The sequence below is a fragment of the Pseudomonas sp. PA1(2017) genome, from assembly GCF_001945375.1.
Classification (GTDB): domain Bacteria; phylum Pseudomonadota; class Gammaproteobacteria; order Pseudomonadales; family Pseudomonadaceae; genus Aquipseudomonas.
Map to the genome: position 1 here is coordinate 896,914 of NZ_MSXU01000009.1, position 16,047 is coordinate 912,960.

16 protein-coding genes and 1 riboswitch are annotated in these 16,047 nt (G+C 63.8%); of the genes, 2 read left to right on the forward strand and 14 right to left on the reverse strand.

The features are described 5' to 3' along the window. Positions 1-60: 60 nt before the first annotated feature. Entirely contained in the window at positions 61-321 is a 261-nt protein-coding gene (locus BVH01_RS11245; protein ID WP_075930390.1) for a type B 50S ribosomal protein L31, read from the forward strand. Beyond that, entirely contained in the window at positions 318-473 is a 156-nt protein-coding gene (ykgO, locus tag BVH01_RS11250) for a type B 50S ribosomal protein L36 (protein WP_042552546.1), read from the forward strand. The genes BVH01_RS11245 and ykgO overlap by 4 nt, the downstream gene beginning before the upstream one ends. 216 nt (positions 474-689) lie before the next feature. On the opposite strand, the gene BVH01_RS11255 is transcribed toward ykgO, so the two are convergent. The 14 genes from BVH01_RS11255 to BVH01_RS11320 form a co-directional block, all read right to left on the reverse strand. Further along, complete coding sequence (locus tag BVH01_RS11255; RefSeq protein WP_075930391.1) at positions 690-983, reverse strand: gamma-butyrobetaine hydroxylase-like domain-containing protein; 294 nt, start codon at positions 981-983, stop codon at positions 690-692. Continuing rightward, on the reverse strand, positions 980-1,960 hold the full coding sequence (locus BVH01_RS11260; RefSeq protein WP_075930392.1) for a HEAT repeat domain-containing protein: 981 nt from the start codon (positions 1,958-1,960) through the stop codon (positions 980-982). Before BVH01_RS11260 ends, BVH01_RS11255 begins: the two co-directional genes overlap by 4 nt. Further along, positions 1,957-2,811 (reverse strand): ABC transporter ATP-binding protein, encoded by an 855-nt coding sequence (locus BVH01_RS11265; protein WP_075930393.1) that lies wholly within the window; start codon positions 2,809-2,811, stop codon positions 1,957-1,959. Before BVH01_RS11265 ends, BVH01_RS11260 begins: the two co-directional genes overlap by 4 nt. Continuing rightward, entirely contained in the window at positions 2,811-3,593 is a 783-nt protein-coding gene (locus BVH01_RS11270; RefSeq protein ID WP_075930394.1) for an ABC transporter permease, read from the reverse strand. Before BVH01_RS11270 ends, BVH01_RS11265 begins: the two co-directional genes overlap by 1 nt. A 50-nt stretch (positions 3,594-3,643) precedes the next feature. Then, entirely contained in the window at positions 3,644-5,050 is a 1,407-nt protein-coding gene (locus BVH01_RS11275; protein WP_075930395.1) for an ABC transporter substrate-binding protein, read from the reverse strand. Positions 5,051-5,226: 176 nt separating this feature from the next. Continuing rightward, positions 5,227-5,472 (reverse strand): ferredoxin family protein, encoded by a 246-nt coding sequence (locus tag BVH01_RS11280; RefSeq protein ID WP_075930396.1) that lies wholly within the window; start codon positions 5,470-5,472, stop codon positions 5,227-5,229. Between the two features lie 59 nt (positions 5,473-5,531). After that, positions 5,532-7,256, reverse strand: coding sequence for a fumarate reductase/succinate dehydrogenase flavoprotein subunit (locus tag BVH01_RS11285; RefSeq protein ID WP_168177287.1), 1,725 nt, complete (start codon positions 7,254-7,256; stop codon positions 5,532-5,534). Between the two features lie 2 nt (positions 7,257-7,258). Then, positions 7,259-8,008 (reverse strand): GntR family transcriptional regulator, encoded by a 750-nt coding sequence (locus BVH01_RS11290; RefSeq protein WP_075930398.1) that lies wholly within the window; start codon positions 8,006-8,008, stop codon positions 7,259-7,261. A 426-nt stretch (positions 8,009-8,434) separates the two neighbouring features. Beyond that, positions 8,435-10,870 (reverse strand): membrane-bound PQQ-dependent dehydrogenase, glucose/quinate/shikimate family, encoded by a 2,436-nt coding sequence (locus tag BVH01_RS11295; RefSeq protein WP_075930399.1) that lies wholly within the window; start codon positions 10,868-10,870, stop codon positions 8,435-8,437. A 183-nt stretch (positions 10,871-11,053) separates the two neighbouring features. Beyond that, the gene (gene mntP / locus BVH01_RS11300; RefSeq protein WP_075930400.1) at positions 11,054-11,620 is read right to left on the reverse strand and encodes a manganese efflux pump MntP; all 567 of its coding nucleotides are present in this window, start codon (positions 11,618-11,620) and stop codon (positions 11,054-11,056) included. 4 nt (positions 11,621-11,624) lie between these two features. Beyond that, a riboswitch (yybP-ykoY riboswitch) is annotated at positions 11,625-11,791 on the reverse strand. 178 nt (positions 11,792-11,969) lie between these two features. Beyond that, positions 11,970-12,926, reverse strand: a complete 957-nt coding sequence (locus tag BVH01_RS11305; protein ID WP_075930401.1) for a 2-hydroxyacid dehydrogenase — start codon at positions 12,924-12,926, stop codon at positions 11,970-11,972. Between the two features lie 48 nt (positions 12,927-12,974). Continuing rightward, positions 12,975-13,739 (reverse strand): SDR family oxidoreductase, encoded by a 765-nt coding sequence (locus tag BVH01_RS11310; RefSeq protein WP_027910692.1) that lies wholly within the window; start codon positions 13,737-13,739, stop codon positions 12,975-12,977. A gap of 133 nt (positions 13,740-13,872) precedes the next feature. After that, entirely contained in the window at positions 13,873-14,568 is a 696-nt protein-coding gene (locus BVH01_RS11315) for a fumarylacetoacetate hydrolase family protein (RefSeq protein WP_075930402.1), read from the reverse strand. A gap of 101 nt (positions 14,569-14,669) precedes the next feature. After that, a complete protein-coding gene (locus tag BVH01_RS11320; RefSeq protein ID WP_075930403.1) occupies positions 14,670-16,016 on the reverse strand; it encodes an MFS transporter in 1,347 nt (448 codons plus the stop codon). Between the last annotated feature and the right edge of the window lie 31 nt (positions 16,017-16,047).

The following is a 16,047-nucleotide window of genomic DNA, read 5'->3' on the forward strand; positions in this document are numbered from 1 at the left end:
GAGAATCAAAATCGATAAAATCAATTTAGATACATTATAACCTACCAATACGGAGTTCCCATGAAACCTGGTATCCACCCTGACTACCGCCTCGTGCTGTTCCACGACGTGGCCGCTGACGCCTACTGGCTGATCGGCTCGACGGTCGACACCGACAAGACTCGCCAGCACAGCGATGGCAACACCTATCCCTACGTCACCCTGGACGTGTCCAGCGCCTCGCATCCCATCTATACCGGCCAGCAGCGCCAGGTCACCAGCGAAGGCCGTGTGGCTGGCTTCAACAAGCGCTTTGCAGGCTTCGCAGGAGCCAAGGCATGAAAGTAGTCGCCTCGCTTAAACAGGCCAAGTTGCGTCATCGCGACTGCCAGATCGTCAAACGTCGCGGCCGCATCTACGTGATCTGCAAGACCGAACCGCGCTTCAAGTGCGTGCAGGGCCGGCCCAAGCCACAACGCAAGAACAAGGGATAAGTGGCTGCATCGCCATCGCGGCGCAATTGCAGCCATCTTTCCAAGGCCGCGTCGCGACAACCACTCGCCGCAGGGCACGGCTACAGTATCGAGGCGTGTGCAAAATCGACGTTTCGACACGATGCCAGTAGGAGCATCGCCCTCGGCGCGAAGCGATTTTCGGTCATCCCGCAGATGGCACCGCGACGACCAGGCCATGCGACAAGCATGGCCAACTCAACCTGCCACCTCCCCCAGCTCACGCAAATAACGCCAGGGATAGATGCCGCGGTCGTGACCATCGTCGAACACCAGTTGCACACCATAGCCCTGGGCATGGATCGCCGTGATGCGTATGCCATCCGGCACCACATCGATACGCTGCGCCAACCAGGCCGCCCGGCATTTCGAGCATGGGCACGCAGCACGCAGGCGGCCATGGCCGAGCACCTGAACCTGCCCTGCTCCCCAATCGACGCTTAGCGTCCCCTGCGCGGCGCTGTTGCGTACTGCGACGGGCGCCTGGTTCATGGGGTGAGCGAACGCAACTGGCCGATGGCGATCCGCACGGCCTTGCGCACTTCCGGGTCGGCATCGTTCTCGGCGGCTTGCAGGGCTGACAGCGCGGCGCCATCGCCCAGCTCGCCCAGTGCCAGCGCCGATTCCTTGCGCAGGTTGCTGATGGCGTGCCCGAGCAATTCCACAAGCCCGTCATGCGCCGCTGCGAAGCGCAAGCGACCGAGCGAGCGCACCGCGCGCAGGCGCACCTGCCAGTAGCTGTCGCTCAGCGCCTCCAGCAGCGCGGGGCCGGCCGCCGCCTGGCCGACCTTACCCAGCGTGGTGGCTGCTTCTTCGCGCACCTGCCATTCACGATCCTTGAGCGCCGCCTTTAGGGCCGGCAGCACGCTGTCGTCGCTGGCCAGGCCCAAAGCGCCGGTTGCCGCACGGCGTACTTCGGTATCGCTATCGTCACTGGCCAGGCGCGCCAACAAGGGCAAGGCATCGCTTTGCTTGAGCCAGCCAAGAATGCCCACCGCCTCGCGACGCACGAAGGCATCGCTATCCTGCAGCGCCGCAACAGCGGTGGGTACGCTGTCGATCAGGCGCAACTCACGCAAGGCACGCAACGCGCTGGCGCGTACGAAGGCGTCGGCATGAACGGCCCAGGGCAATACCACACGGCCCGCCTCGGCGCTCTTCAGTTCGCTGAGGCTCTGCGCCGCCGCGCCGCGTACCCGGGCGTCGGCATCGGTCAGCGCCGCACAGAGCGCGTCGACCACCTCGGGCTCCTCCCAGGCTTCCAGCAGCCGCGCCGCTTCGGCCCGCACATCGGCAGAGCTGTCCCGGGTCAGCGCCTGGGTCAACCAGGGCAACGCCTCTGGTTCTTCCAGGTCGGCCAGTTCGATCAGAGCGATGCACCGCACCCCGGCGTCGCCATCCTGCAGGCGCGGCAGCAGGTCGAGAATGTCGGGGTTGTCGGTGCTTATATCGTTGTTCGGGTTGGTCATAGCGCTACTCGCAATGGCGGGTGTTCGGTAGGCAGGCCGAGCGGCGTCAGGCGCGGCAGCTCGCGGCCTTCTTCATGGCGCAGCAGTTCCAGGCAGTGGCGCTTGAGCTGCACGAAGTCGGGACTGGTCAACAGGCCGGCGTGGCGTGGGCGACGGAAGTCCAGGCGCAAGTCTTCGATAAAGCGGCCCGGTCGCGGGCTCATCACCAGAATGCGATCGGCCAGGAACAGGGCTTCGTCGATGTCATGGGTGACGAACACCACCGTGGTGCGAACCCGGCCCCAGATATCCAACAACAACTCCTGCATCTTGCTGCGCGTCTGGGCGTCCAGGGCACCGAAGGGCTCGTCCATCAACAGCAGGCGTGGCCGGTTGATTAGCACCCGGGCGATCTCGGCGCGCTGCTGCATGCCGCCGGAGAGCTGATTGGGCCAGCGCGAGGCGAAATCCTGCAGGCCAACCAGGCCAAGGAATTCCCGCGCCCGCTGGCGCCGTTCCACTTTGCCGATGCCCTGCATCTTCAGGCCGAAGGCAACGTTGTCGAGCACGCTGCGCCAGGGCAACAGGGTGTGGTGCTGGAACACCATACCGCGCTGCGGCGACGGGCCACCCACCGCCTGGCCATCGACCCGCAAGGTGCCAGCGCTGGGCGTCAGGTGCCCGGCCAGGGCGCCAAGCAAGGTTGATTTGCCACAACCGGACGGGCCGAGGATGCACACGAACTCGCCCGCGGCGATGGAGAAATCCAGCGCCTGCACGGCTTCGAATGCCTGGGCGCCTTCGCCGAGGCGGATGGTCAGTTTTTCGATGTCGATCCGTCCGGCCGACAGCGCCGTTTCATGGATGCTCATCAGTGACGCCCTCCCGCGCGGTACCAGGGCGTCAGCAGACTGCCGAGGCGCTTGACCAACAGGCTGCTGCCCATGCCGAGCAGGCCGATCAGCAGCATGCCGACGATGATGTCCGGGTAGTTCTGGATGGTGTAGGACTCCCAGGTGTAATAGCCGATACCGAACTGCCCGGAGATCATTTCCGCAGTGACCAGGCAGAACCACGAAGTACCCATGCCGATCGCCAGGCCGGTGACGATGCTCGGCGCAGCGCCCGGCAGGATCACCTCACGGAGGACCGCCAGGCGCCCTGCCCCGAGGCTGCGCGCCGAGGCGACCAGGCGGGCATCGACGCCTTCCACGCCATGGATGGTGTTGAGCAGCACCGGGAACAGCGCGCCGGTGAAGGTGATGAAGATCATCGACAATTCAGAGGAAGGAAACATCAGGATCGCCAGAGGAATCCAGGCCACCGCGGGAATCGGCCGCAGCACTTCAAGCGGCGGTAGCAGGCTGTCTTCGGCCCAGCGAGAACGGCCAATGGCGATGCCCAAAGCGACGCCCAGCACGGCGGCGATCAGGTAACCGGAAAACACCCGGCCCAGGCTGGCGCCAACGTGATCCCAGAGCCTGCTGGACTCGACCAGCGCGACAGCAGCGTCTACCACCGAGCGTGGTGTGGGCACATAGGTAAAGGTCAGCAAACCGAAATCCAGGCGCGATTGCGTCGCCACCTGCCAGAAAAGCAGGCACAGGGCGAGCGAAGCCAGACGCAAGGGCCAGCGGTGTAGAGAAGTCATCATCAGGCTCCAGTGAAATGCTGCGCCACATGGTGCATGGCGCAGCAGGCCGATCAGCGGGCGGCTATCTGGCGCTGGTTGGCGCTGCCGAAGTCCAGCGCTTCACCGCCGTGAGCCTTGGCATAGGCCTGGGCCTGATCCTTGAGCAGGAAGGCGCTGAGTTCACCTTTGCCGTTACGCACGAACCAGGCCTGGTTGGCCAGCAGCTTGATGCCGCTATCAGCGGCCTGGGCGTAGATGGCGCGGATGTCCTTGCCCTCTTCCTCAAGTTGCGCCAGGGCTTTGAAGGCAGCCTCCGGCGAGGCGTAGTGGCGCACTTTGCTCTCGCCACGCACCCAGATCTGCGCCACACGCTTGAAGTCGGTGATCGGCTGGCCGGTCACTGCATCGTTGGCCTCTAACGGCAGTTGCGCGTAGTTGGCCAGCGCCTGGCCATAATCCCGCCCCTCGGCCTCGAAGGCGGCCTTGATGTACTGGTCATCGATGAATTGCTCGACGTTCAGGCCGCGGTCGGTCTTCTTTAGCAACTTGAGGGTGTCGATGGAGGTGGCCACCGCCTGACGGTATTCAGGCTTCCAGGTGAAATCGCGGGTCTGCAAACCCAGCGGACCGTGAAACAGGTAGTTCACCTCTGCCTCGATGCCGGTGACCTTTTCGATCAGCTCACTGTACTTCTCCGGCTCGGCAGCGAACAGGCGATCGGCCTCCAGGCCGGCGCGCAGATAGGCCGTGACGATCTCCGGGTACTTCTTGGCATAGTCGGCGTCCACCAGCGCGCCGTGCAGGGTCGGCGCGTCGGCCTGGGAGCCGTCGTAGATCTTGCGAGCGAAGCCACGGTTGGGGAACAGTTCGGCGAACGGCACGAAGTCCGCATGGGCCTCGATACGGTTGCTGCGCAGCGCCGAGCCTGCGATTTCCGGAGCCTGGGCGATGATGCGCACGTCCTTCTGCGGGTCCCAGCCCTGGGCAGCGACAGCGCGCAGCAGCATGCCGTGGGCAGTAGACGCGAACGGCACGGAAATGGTCTTGCCCTTCAGCTCGGCCAGCGATTGCACGCTGGAGGATGCCGGCACCACGATGCCGTTGCCACTGCCCTTGGTGCTGCCCGACAACACGGTGATGAACAGGCTCTGCTTGCCGGCATCGCGGTGGGCCACGCCATTGAACGAACCGGGGAAGTCAGCCATGGCGCCAAAGTCGAGCTTGCCGGCGACCATTTCGTTGGTCAGCGGCGCGCCGCTGGTGAAGTTCTTCCATTCGATCTCGTACTTGGCATCCTTGTACTTGCCATCGCGCGGCAGGTACTTGTCGAGCAGGCCGAGCTCGCGGATCAGCAAACCGCCGGTGGCGCAGTTGATGGTGGTGTCCTGGGTGCCGATGGCGATACGGATGGTCTCGGCCTGAGCAGTGATGCTGCCGATGGCCAGCGCAAGGCCGACCAGAGTGGTACGCAAGTGCATGGGTGTCTCCCCTCGAATCAATGGTATTCGTCTCCGCCAGCCGGTCGGTGGTGGGAAACGAGGGGTGTGTCGATCAGGCGTCCGGTGGTTTGCCGGATGGCGTGTTGCTTTTTCTTATGTTTGGTTGTGCATCCGTAGCCTGGGTTGAACGCAGCGATACCCAGGTGAATGGCAACTCAGCGCAACAAATACGGAATCTCGACGCGCACCGCGTCGGTCGGGCAATCCTTCTCGCACGGCATGCAGTACCAACACTCGTCGAACACCATGTAGGCCTTCTGGGTCGCCGGATTGATCGCCAGCAGGTCCATCGGGCAGACGTCGACGCACACGGTGCAGCCCTTGTGGGCGATGCACTTGTCTTCGTCGATGGTCACGGGGGCATTGCTGCGGAACAGGATTTCCTGGGGCTGGAAGCTCATATCACGGTGTCCTCGGAGCCTGCGGCTCTCGTATTTTTCTGCGTCTGATCAGCGACTCATCATGCCGCTTCGATCTTCACCCGCAGGCGGTTGTAGGCCTGCTGTTCTTCGTTATCCAGCGGGATCAGGTAAGGCTCGACCGGCTTCTTGAAGCTGACCATCTGGCCGTGCTCGTCCTTTTTCAGGTGGCAGTGCACGAACCACTCGGCGTCGTTGCGCTGCGGGTGATCGACCCGGTGGTGGTACAAACCCCAGCGGCTTTCCTTGCGAAACAGCGAAGCACGGGCGGCCATCTCGGCGCAGTCGCGGATCACGCTGACTTCCATGGCGCGCATCAGCTCGTGGGCGTTGTTGGCCTTCAGCTCGCTCAGATCCGCTTCGATGGCGGCAAAGCGCTGCAGACCGATCTCCATCTTCCTGGTCACCTTGGGCGGCTGCAGGTAGTCATTCACGAAACGGCGCAGCTTGTACTCCACCTGGGCCGGCGGCAGGCCGTACTCGCGGTTCAGCGGCGCGTAGACCCGCGCCCGCTCGGCGTCGATCTGCGCCTGATCCAGTGCGCTATAGTCGCGCTCGGCGACGAAGTCGGCAGCGTTGTTGCCGGCGAACCAGCCGTAGGTGAAGGCGCCGAGCATGTAGTTGTGCGGCACCGCCGCCATGTCTCCGGCCGAATACAGGCCCTTGACCGAGGTTTCCGCCCGCTCGTTGACCCATACGCCGGAAGCGCTGTGGCCACTGCAAAAGCCGATCTCGGAGATGTGCATCTCGACCATGCTGGAGCGGTAGTCGGTGCCCCGCCCGGCATGGAACTGGCCGCGGCTGGGGCGCTCGTTGCTGTGTAGAATTTCCTCGATGTTCTGGATGGTTTCCTCGGCCAGGTGATCGAGTTTGAGGAACACCGGACCGTTACCACCTTCGAGTTCCTGATGGAACTCCCACATCATCTGGCCGCTCCAGTAATCGCACTCGATGAAGCGCTCGCCCTTGTTGTTGGCGGTATAGCCCCCCAGCGGACCGGTCACGTAGGCGCAGGCCGGGCCGTTGTAATCTTTGATCAGCGGGTTGATCTGGAAGCACTCCAGATTGGCCAGCTCGGCACCGGCGTGATACGCCATGGCATAGCCGTCGCCGGCATTGGTCGGGTTCTCGTAGGTGCCCATCAGGTACCCAGAAGACGGCAGCCCGAGACGTCCGGCCGCGCCGCAGCAGAGAATCACCGCCTTGGCCTTGATCACGTGGAAATCGGCGGTGCGGCAGTCGAAACCAATCAGGCCGTTGACCGAGCCGTCGGCAGCGGTCAGCAGGCGTGTGGCCACCAGGCGATTGGTGATGTCCACCCGGGCGCGCTTGAGCTGGCGATACAGCACCTTCTTGATGTCGTGCCCTTCAGGCATCGGCAGCACGTAGGCGCCCATGTGGTGAACCTTCTTCACCGCATAGTCGCCGGTTTCATCTTTCTCGAACTTCACGCCCCAGCGGTCGAGTTGCTCGATGGTTTCGAAGCTATGAGTGGCATAGGCGTACACGGCGGCCTGGTTGACGATGCCGTCGTTGGCTACGGTGATTTCCTTGGTGTACTGCTCCGGCGTGGCGTGGCCGGGGATCACCGCGTTATTGAGGCCGTCCATGCCCATACTGATGGCACCACTGCGCTTGACGTTGGCCTTGTCGACCAGCAGCACGCGCAGGTTCTTGTTGCGCTCTTTGGCTTTGATCGCCGCCATCGGGCCAGCCGTGCCGCCGCCGATGACGACGATGTCGTATTCCTGCTCCCGGGTCTCGATGCTCATGATTGGGCGCTCTTCTGTCGGTCGATGCGCAGGCGATACTGGAAGGCATCGCCGCGGTAATAGAGGTGTTCGAAGTCCAGCGGTGTGCCGTCAGCAGTGTGAGTCAGGCGCTCGATACGCATGATCGGCGAGCCTTCTTCCACGTTCAGCGCCTGGGTCAGGTCGCTGTCGGAGAGCACGGCGTCGATGGCCAGGTCGGCATGGCCGAGGGCGATGCCGCAATCGTTTTCCAGGATGAGGAAAATGTCGCGGGTCACCAGATCGGTCTTTTCCAGCTTCTCGCCAATGGCATGGGGTAACCAGGTGATCTCCAGGGAGATAGGTTCGCGGTTGATCAACCGCACCCGGCGGATTTCCGTGACAGTGCTGCCCTCTGCCACCTGCAGGCGCTCGGCAACCAATGCCGGCGCCGGAACGTGGCGCAGGCTGCGCAGTTTGTTGAGCACTTCGTAGCCCATCTGCTTCATCGATTCGCCCAGGCCCTGCAGGGTGCTGACGTTTTGGAACGCCTTGGGCTTGGCCACGAAGGTGCCCTTGCCGTGGATCTTGAAGATCAGCCCTTCCTTCTGCAGGTCACCCAATGCCTGGCGTACGGTGATGCGGCTGACGCCGTAGGTCTGGCCCAATTCGTTCTCCGAGGGCATGCGGCTGTGCGGCGCATAGGTGCCATCGAGAATGCGCGAGCGCAGCAGCTCCTTGAGCTGGCTGTACAGGGGAACGGGCGACAAGGGAATGAGCTGAGGCATCTGTATCCTTTTCGATCAGCTTGTCATAACAAGTAGTGACGAGAAAATAACGAAGAAGATCAGACGCGGGAAATATTGATATCGAATAAGCATATGACGACCACGATGGCCCTCAGAGCCTTTTCACGATCTTTCTGCGCATGGAGCGGCAACGAGGCAGAAGCGGCCGTTCGCTGACCCACTGTGGGAGCGCGCCATGCGCGCGAAAAATCGCGGGCATGACCCGCTCCCACAGGTACTGCGCCGATGACCGCTCCCGCCACCTAGCTGCCAAAATCGACGAACCTGTACTTAAAGATTATGAACGGGTTCTCAGAGGCGGATACAGGACCGCGCTACTTCGGAGCGCGTCTGCAGATCAGGCCGTCGCGCGACGCCTGGAAAGAAAAAGCCCCTGCAGCACGGTCGCGGCAGGGGCTTGCGGACTCAGTCCGGCAATGCGTAAGCGATGACGTAATCGCCACGATCTGGAGAGTTACGGGCTCCACCAGCCGAGATCACGATGTACTGCTTGCCAGTGGCCGGATCCTTGTAGCTGATCGGCGTACCCTGGCTGCCGACCGGCAAGCGGCCCTTCCAGACTTCCTGCCCGGTGCTGCTGTCGTAAGCGCGCAGGTAGTAATCCTGTGTAGCGGCAATGAACAGCAGGCCGCTCTGGGTGGACAACGTGCCACCGATGGTCGGCATGCCGACCGGAATCGGCAGATGCATCTTGATACCCATCGGGCCGGTGTCCTGCACAGTGCCGACCGGCACTTGCCAGGCGATCTGCCGGGTGTTCAGGTCGACGGCGGTCAGGGTGCCGAACGGCGGCTTCTGGCATGGGATATCCAGCGGCGAGGTGAAGCGCAGCTTGGCGTTGATCGCGTACGGCGTGCCTTCCAGCGGCACCGCGGCGTTGGCGATATTGGCTGCCTCGCCGCCGTCGTTCTTCGGCGCACTGCCCTCGGCAGGCTGGGGAATCAGCTGTACTTCCAGGCCCACGCGCATGTCGTTGACGAACAGGTAGTTGCGCGTCGGGTCGACCGACAGGCCACCCCAGTTCATGCCGCCCAGCGAGCCTGGCAGGTTCAGCGACGGGTCGGTGCCGGGCGCGGTGAACAGGCCGTCATAACGCATCGATTTGAACTTGATGCGGCACATCAGCTGGTCGAATGGTGTCGCGCCCCACATGTCGGACTCGGTCAGCGTATCGGCCCCGATCTGCGGCATGCCGACGGAAACCGGCTGGGTTGGCGAGTAGCTCTCGCCCTTGATCTGCCCCGGCTGCACCGGACGCTCCTGCACCTCGGTCAGCGGCTTGCCAGTCAGGCGGTCGAGCACGAACAGCTGGCCGGCCTTGGTACCGAATACCAGCGCTGGTACCTTGCTGCCATCGGCCTGGGTAAAGTCGATCAGGCTGGGCTGCATCGGCACGTCGAAGTCCCAGAGGTCGTTGTGCACGACTTGGTAGACCCATTTCTCGTTGCCGGTGGTGGCGTCCAGCGCCAGCATCGAAGCGCCGTACTTGCGATCCAGCGCGGTGTGCTTGACGCCCCACAGGTCGATGGCAGCGCTGCCGACCGGCATGAACACCGTGTTGGAGTCCGGGTCGTAGGACATCGGCGCCCACACGTTCGGCGTGGAACGAGTGTAGGTGTCACCCGCCGCAGGCGCTTCGCGCTCGTCCGGGTTGCCCGGGTCGAAGGCCCAGCGCAGTTCGCCGGTGATCACGTCAAAGCCGCGCATCACCCCGCCCGGCATGTCGGTGCTGACGTTATCGGCCACCCGCCCACCCACTACTACTGTGGTGCCGGCCAGGGTCGGCGCAGAAGTCAACGAGTACTGCCCCGCGTCGGCGCCCTTGCCGATACCGGCCTTGAGGTCGACACGACCCTGCACGCCGAAATCCGCGCAGAATTCACCGGTATTGGCGTCCAGAGCGATCAGTTCGGACTCGATGCTGTTCATCAGGATGCGCTGCTGGCAAGCAGCACCCGCTGGCACGCTGGGCACCTTGATAGGCGTGGAGTTCGGCTGAGTGGGCTGGGCGATGGGCCGCGTGGCATCGAAATACGCCAGGCCGCGGCAACGCATCCACTTCTTCTGCTGAGCGTTGATCTGCCGGTTCCAGATTTCCTTGCCGGTGGCCGCTTCCAGGGCGATCACGTTGTTGTGCGGGGTGCACAGGAATACCCGGTCGCCGACCTGCAGCGGTGTCTGCTGGTCTTCGGCGCCATTGCCGGTCGGGCTCTCCGGCACGTCACCGGTGCGATAGGTCCAGGCGACCTGCAACTCCTTGACGTTCTTGGGCGTGATCTGGTCCAGCGCGACGAACCGCGAGCCGCCAGGCGTGTTGCCGTAGTGCTCCCAGTTCTGCTGCGCCTCGCTCGCCGGTGTTGCCACCGGCGCCTTACCAGTGGCGGCCACTACCGGATGGGGCTGGAACATGCCCCACACCGCGGCACCGAAGCCCAGCGTCAATACACCAGCTGCGATGAAGGCCGGTGCCGGCGTTGCGGCACGGCGATTACCGCGTTGCAACAGCGGAAAGGACAGCGCCACGCAGATCATGAAGCCGGTAGGCACCATCAGACGCGAGATCAGTGGCCAGAAATCCAGCCCAGCGTCCCATAATGACCAGGCCAGCGAGCCGACGAACACCAGTGCGAACAGCACACCACCGGAAATCCGCGCGCGCATGATCTGCACGGCAGCCGCCAGCATCATCACCCCAGCGATCAGGAAATACACGCTGCCGCCGAGCGCGACCAGGCGGTAACCATGGACGCCGAAGAACAGCCCAGTCGCCAGGATGACCAAGCCGAGCGCAGCGAGCCAGAGCCGCGCGACAGCCGAAGGTGGTGATGAATCGTTTGCCATCGAAGAATCCACGAAGTCGTTGCAAAAGAGCCCAACGGGCGGTTAACCAGAAATTATACAAGCGCAGCGGCTGCAGAAACATTCGGAAACACGAAGTGATTCATCTATATGTATCGTGTTTGCCGATATAGATCGGGTTTGATTTTCAACGCTGGAATGGCGTCTTGAACTCAGCAGCCTTCCTTACAGGGTGTGCTCGTAGAGAATTGCAGCGCCCACGCCGATCAATACCAGGCCGCCGAGAATCTCCGCCTTGCGGCCGATGGCGGTGCCAATCAGGCGGCCGAGCATCACGCCGATGGTGACCATGGTCATGGTCGCCAGGCCGATGGCCAGTGCGGCAAACCAGATATTCACGTCGACGAACGCCAGGCCGACGCCAACGGCCAGTGCGTCGATGCTGGTGGCGAACGCCGTGGCGGCCAGCAGCCAGAAGGAATGGGACTTGGGTTTGTCTTCTTCGCCATCGTCGCTTTCAGGCTGCAGACCGGCGTAGATCATGTGGCCGCCGAGCAGCAGTAACAGCGTAAAGGCGATCCAGTGATCCCACTCCTCCACGTACCCCGCCGCCGCCTGGCCAATGAACCAGCCGACCACCGGGGTGATGGCTTCGATCACGCCAAAGATCAGGCCGGTGCGCAGTGCATCGAGAAACCTGGGTTTATGCAGCGAGGCACCCTTGCCGACAGCGGCAGCAAAGGCATCGGTGGACATGGCGAAGGCCAGGAAGACAAGAGAAAGGAGGCTCACGGTTACGTCTCGGTCGGGCTATGAGTCAATGACGGATACACGCGCCCGACCTTAGGCACGTATCTGTCATTGGTCTCACCAACCGAAAGGTGTTCGTACCACGGCTGCTGCCGAGAATGTTGATACGAACGCTGCCGAGCGAACCCGGAAGCAGGCTACTCCCCAAAGAGGCCCGCACTTTACTCAAAAGCGCCGCGCGAAAAAACCATTTTTTCTGCCGGGAAATCGCTTGCCAGGACGGACAAGGCTTGGCCGGGACAGGCGTGCACGCTGTCGACGGGCCAGCGCAGGATAAAACAGGGGCCGCACGGCCCCAAAGGGCGGCTCGGCGAGCCGCCATCCGCAAGAGTCAGCCGGTGACGCTGCCGTTCGGCTTGCGCCCGGCGAACACGTCGACCAGGCTGGCGACGACCATCTGCCCCATGCGCGTGCGGGTCTGCACCGTGGCGCTGGCGCGGTGCGGCTGCAGCACCACTTGCTCGAGCTCGAACAGCTCGCCTGGCACCCGAGGCTCGTCGGCGAACACGTCCAACCCGGCACCGGCGATCTGCCCGCTCTGCAACGCGGCGACCAGGGCGGGCTCGTCGACCAGCTTGCCGCGGGCGATATTGATCAGGTAGCTGTCGCGCCCCAGGGCATGCAGCACCTCGGCATTGACGATGGCCTCGCCCTTGTCCGCGGCCGCCGCCAGGATCAGCGCATCGCTGCCATCGGCCAGGCTCAGCAGATCGGCCACGAAGGTGTGCGGCACGTCGTTCATCGGCTGCAGATCGGTGTAGCTGATCGGGCAACCGAAGGCCGCGGCACGGGCGGCTACCGCACGCCCTACCCGGCCCATGCCGACGATGCCGATGCGCATGCCGGAGAACTGCCGGGCCAGCGGTAACGGCACCAGTGGCGTGGCGCTTTTCGCCCATTGGCCGCTGCGCACGTAACGATCACCGGTGCTGATGCCTCGGCACAGGTCGATCAGCAGGCCAATGGCCAGGTCGGCGACGTCTTCGGTCAGCGCGCCGATGGTGGCGGTGACCTGGATGCCGCGGTCACGCGCATAGGCCAGATCGATCGCATCGGTACCCACGCCGTTGACCGCCACCACTTCGAGATTCGGCAACTGCGCCATCACCGCCTGGCTGATGCCGGTGTGCCCGCCGGTGATGACACCGCGGATGTTGGCGCCGTGCTGCGCCAGATAGGCGGCCTTGTCGGCCTGCTCGTAGTAACGGCGAATGGTGAACAGCTCGCCGAGCTGGTCGCGGATCTCTGGAATCAGGATGGGGCTGAGCTGCAGGACTTCTGGTTTCATGGGTACCTCGATTGTTGTCTTGGGCAGGTCGCGTCGACGAACTGCCGATCAGCCACGCCCGACGAAGGGCATGTTGGTGGCCATCACGGTCATGTTCAGCACGTTGGCCGACAACGGCAGCGCGGCGATGTAGCGCACTGCGTCGGCAACGTGGCTGACGTCGACCATCGGCTCGACGGCGATCTCGCCATTGGCCTGGCGCACGCCCTTGGTCATGCGCACCGACAGCTCGGTCAGGGCGTTGCCGATGTCGATCTGGCTGCAGGCGATGCCGAACTCGCGGCCGTCGAGCGCCAGGGACTTGGTCAGCCCCAGCACCGCGTGCTTGCTGGTGGTGTAGGCGCTGCTGTAGGGCCGCGGCGTGTGCGCCGAGATCGAGCCGTTGTTGATGATCCGCCCGCCCTGGGGCGACTGCTTGCGCATCAGCCGGAACGCGCCACGCGCGCAGAGGAAAACGCCGTTGAGGTTGGTGTCGATGACGTTGCGCCACTGCTCGACATCCAGCTCGTCCAGCGTCACGGCTGGCGTGTTGACGCCGGCGTTGTTGAAGATCACGTCGAGCCGCCCATAGACCTCCTCGACGCTGGCGAACAGGGCATCGACGCTGGCCGGATCGCGGACATCGGTCGGTACCGCGATGGCGTCCTGACCACGGCTGCGGGCAGCCTCGACCATCGCCAGCAGCGGCTCGGGCCGGCGCCCGGCCAGCACCAGAGAAAAGCCGTCGGCCATCAGCGCTTCAGCCACGGCCTTGCCGATGCCGCTGCCGGCGCCAGTGACCAGGGCCACCTTGTTCAGGGATTGTTGGGACATACGTGGGTCTCCTCAGTGAGCGGTTCACGGCCTGTCGTCATGCCGATACGAAATGATGAGAACTCATGTGGGACCGGGCCACGCCGGTGATTTCGCGCATGGCGCGCTCCCACAGGTAACGGTTGAGCGAACTCTAGGGGCGGCTGCCGACGCGCATTTCCAGCTCGGCCACGCCGTCGATGCCGGCGTTGATCACATCGCCCGGGTTCAAGGCGGCGACGCCGTGGGGCGTGCCGGTCATGATCAGGTCGCCGGGGCGCAGCGGCACCAGGTGCGACAGCAGGCTGACCACCTCGCTGACCGCGAAGATCTGCTCGTCGAGCGCGCTGCGCTGGCGTTCCTGGCCATTCACCCTCAGCCACACCGCGCCCCGCTCCGGGTGCCCGGCCTCTGCGACCGGCACCACCGCCGTGATCGGTGCGGCGCCGTCGAACACCTTGGCCATTTCCCAGGCCATGCCGGCGCTCTTTACGCGCATCTGAATATCGCGGCGGGTCAGGTCGAGGCCGGCGGCGTAGCCCCACACGTGCTGCAAGGCATCGGCCTGGTCGATAGCGGCACCGACCTTGCCGATCGCCACCACGAATTCGATCTCATGGCAGAACTCGTCCGTCATCGGTGGGTAGATCACTTCGCCCACCGCCTCGACCACGGCGCTGGCCGGCTTCATGAAGAACACCGGTGCATCGGGCTTTACGTCGCTGGCGCCCGGCCACGGGTAGTTGCGCCCCACGCAGAACACGCGGCCCACCGGAAAGCGCTCGTCGCTGCCGGCGACCGGCAGGCTCACCTGGGGTTCGGGGGTAAACACATAGGAAGTGGAAGTCATTGTTGTTGGACTCCTGTCTGGAGCGCTCAGCCTAAAGCCGGCTGAGCGCAAAAAGTTGGACGAAAGACGCTTGCTCTTGGAGAAAACCGGCCAATTACCGCTCAGCGCGCCTGCAACTGGATGCGATACAGCCGCCCCAGCAGCAGCGAGTACGACAGGGTGCCCATCAGCGCCACGCCGCCGATGAACCAGAAGGCCATGGCGAACGAGCCGGTAGCCTGCACGATGGCGCCGATCACGATGGGCGTGACGATGCCGCCGATGTTGGCCGCCAGGCTGGTGACGCCGCCGGTCAGGCCGATCAGCTCCTTGGGTGCGACTTCCGAGACCGCCGCCCAGGACGACGACGCGATGCCCTGGGCAAAGAACGCCAGGGTGAGGATGGCGATGCACAGCACGTTGGAGTCGGTGAAGTTGACCAGCACGATCGACATGCCGAGCATCGAGCCCACCACCAACGGCAGCTTGCGTGCAAAGGACAGCGAGTAGCCGCGGCGGATCAGCAGGTCGGAGACGATCCCCGCCAGCAGGATGCCCACCGTGGCGCCTATGAATGGCATCACCGCGAAGATGCCGACCTTGATGATGGTCAGGTTGCGCTCTTCGATCAGGTAGGTCGGGAACCATGTCAGGAAGAAATACAGCGCCGAGGTGCTGGCGAACTTGCCGATGCAGATCGCCCACACCTGGCGGTAGCGGAACAGCTCGGCGACCTGGCGCCAGTTGAACCTGGTGCGCTGCTGGCTGCTCTTGGCCAGTGCCCCGCCCTCCTCGATGTACTGCAATTCTTCCTTGCTGACCTTCTTGCAATTCATCGGGTCGCGGTACAGGTACAGCCAGATCACCCCGAACACGATCCCCGCCGCACCCGTGGTATAGAAGATGTGCCGCCAGTCGTAAGTCGTCGCCAACCACAGCAGCGCGCCGGTGAACAGTGCCGTCCCCAGGTACTGGCCGCACACGTAGATGCTGCTGGCCATGCCGCGCTCGCGGGCCGGAAACCACACCGTTACCGCCCGGCTGTTGGCGGGAAAGGCCGGCGCTTCCATGGCGCCGACTGCCAGGCGCAAGCCGAACAACGCACCGAAGCTGCTGACCAGGCCCTGGCATACGGTGACCGCCGACCAGCTGATCAGTGATACGCCATAGGTGAGTCGCGAGCCGAAGCGGTCGGCCACGAACCCCGCCGGCACCAGGGCCAGGGCGTAGGTCCAGGCGAACGCCGAGAAGATCAGGCCCATCTGGATCTTGTCCAGGCCGAGATCCTCGGCCATGAACGGCGCGGCGATGGAGATGTTCACCCGATCGACGTAGTTGATGATGGTCGCGATCAGCAGCAGCGACAGCATGAACCAGCGCCGACGGGTCGGCAGGCTGCGCGGTACGGCGGCCTCGGTGGCACCGGGGTGCTCGGCAGCAGCGGCCTGGGAAGTGGGAATGCTCGACATGGGTGACCTCTTATAATTGGAATATCGAGTT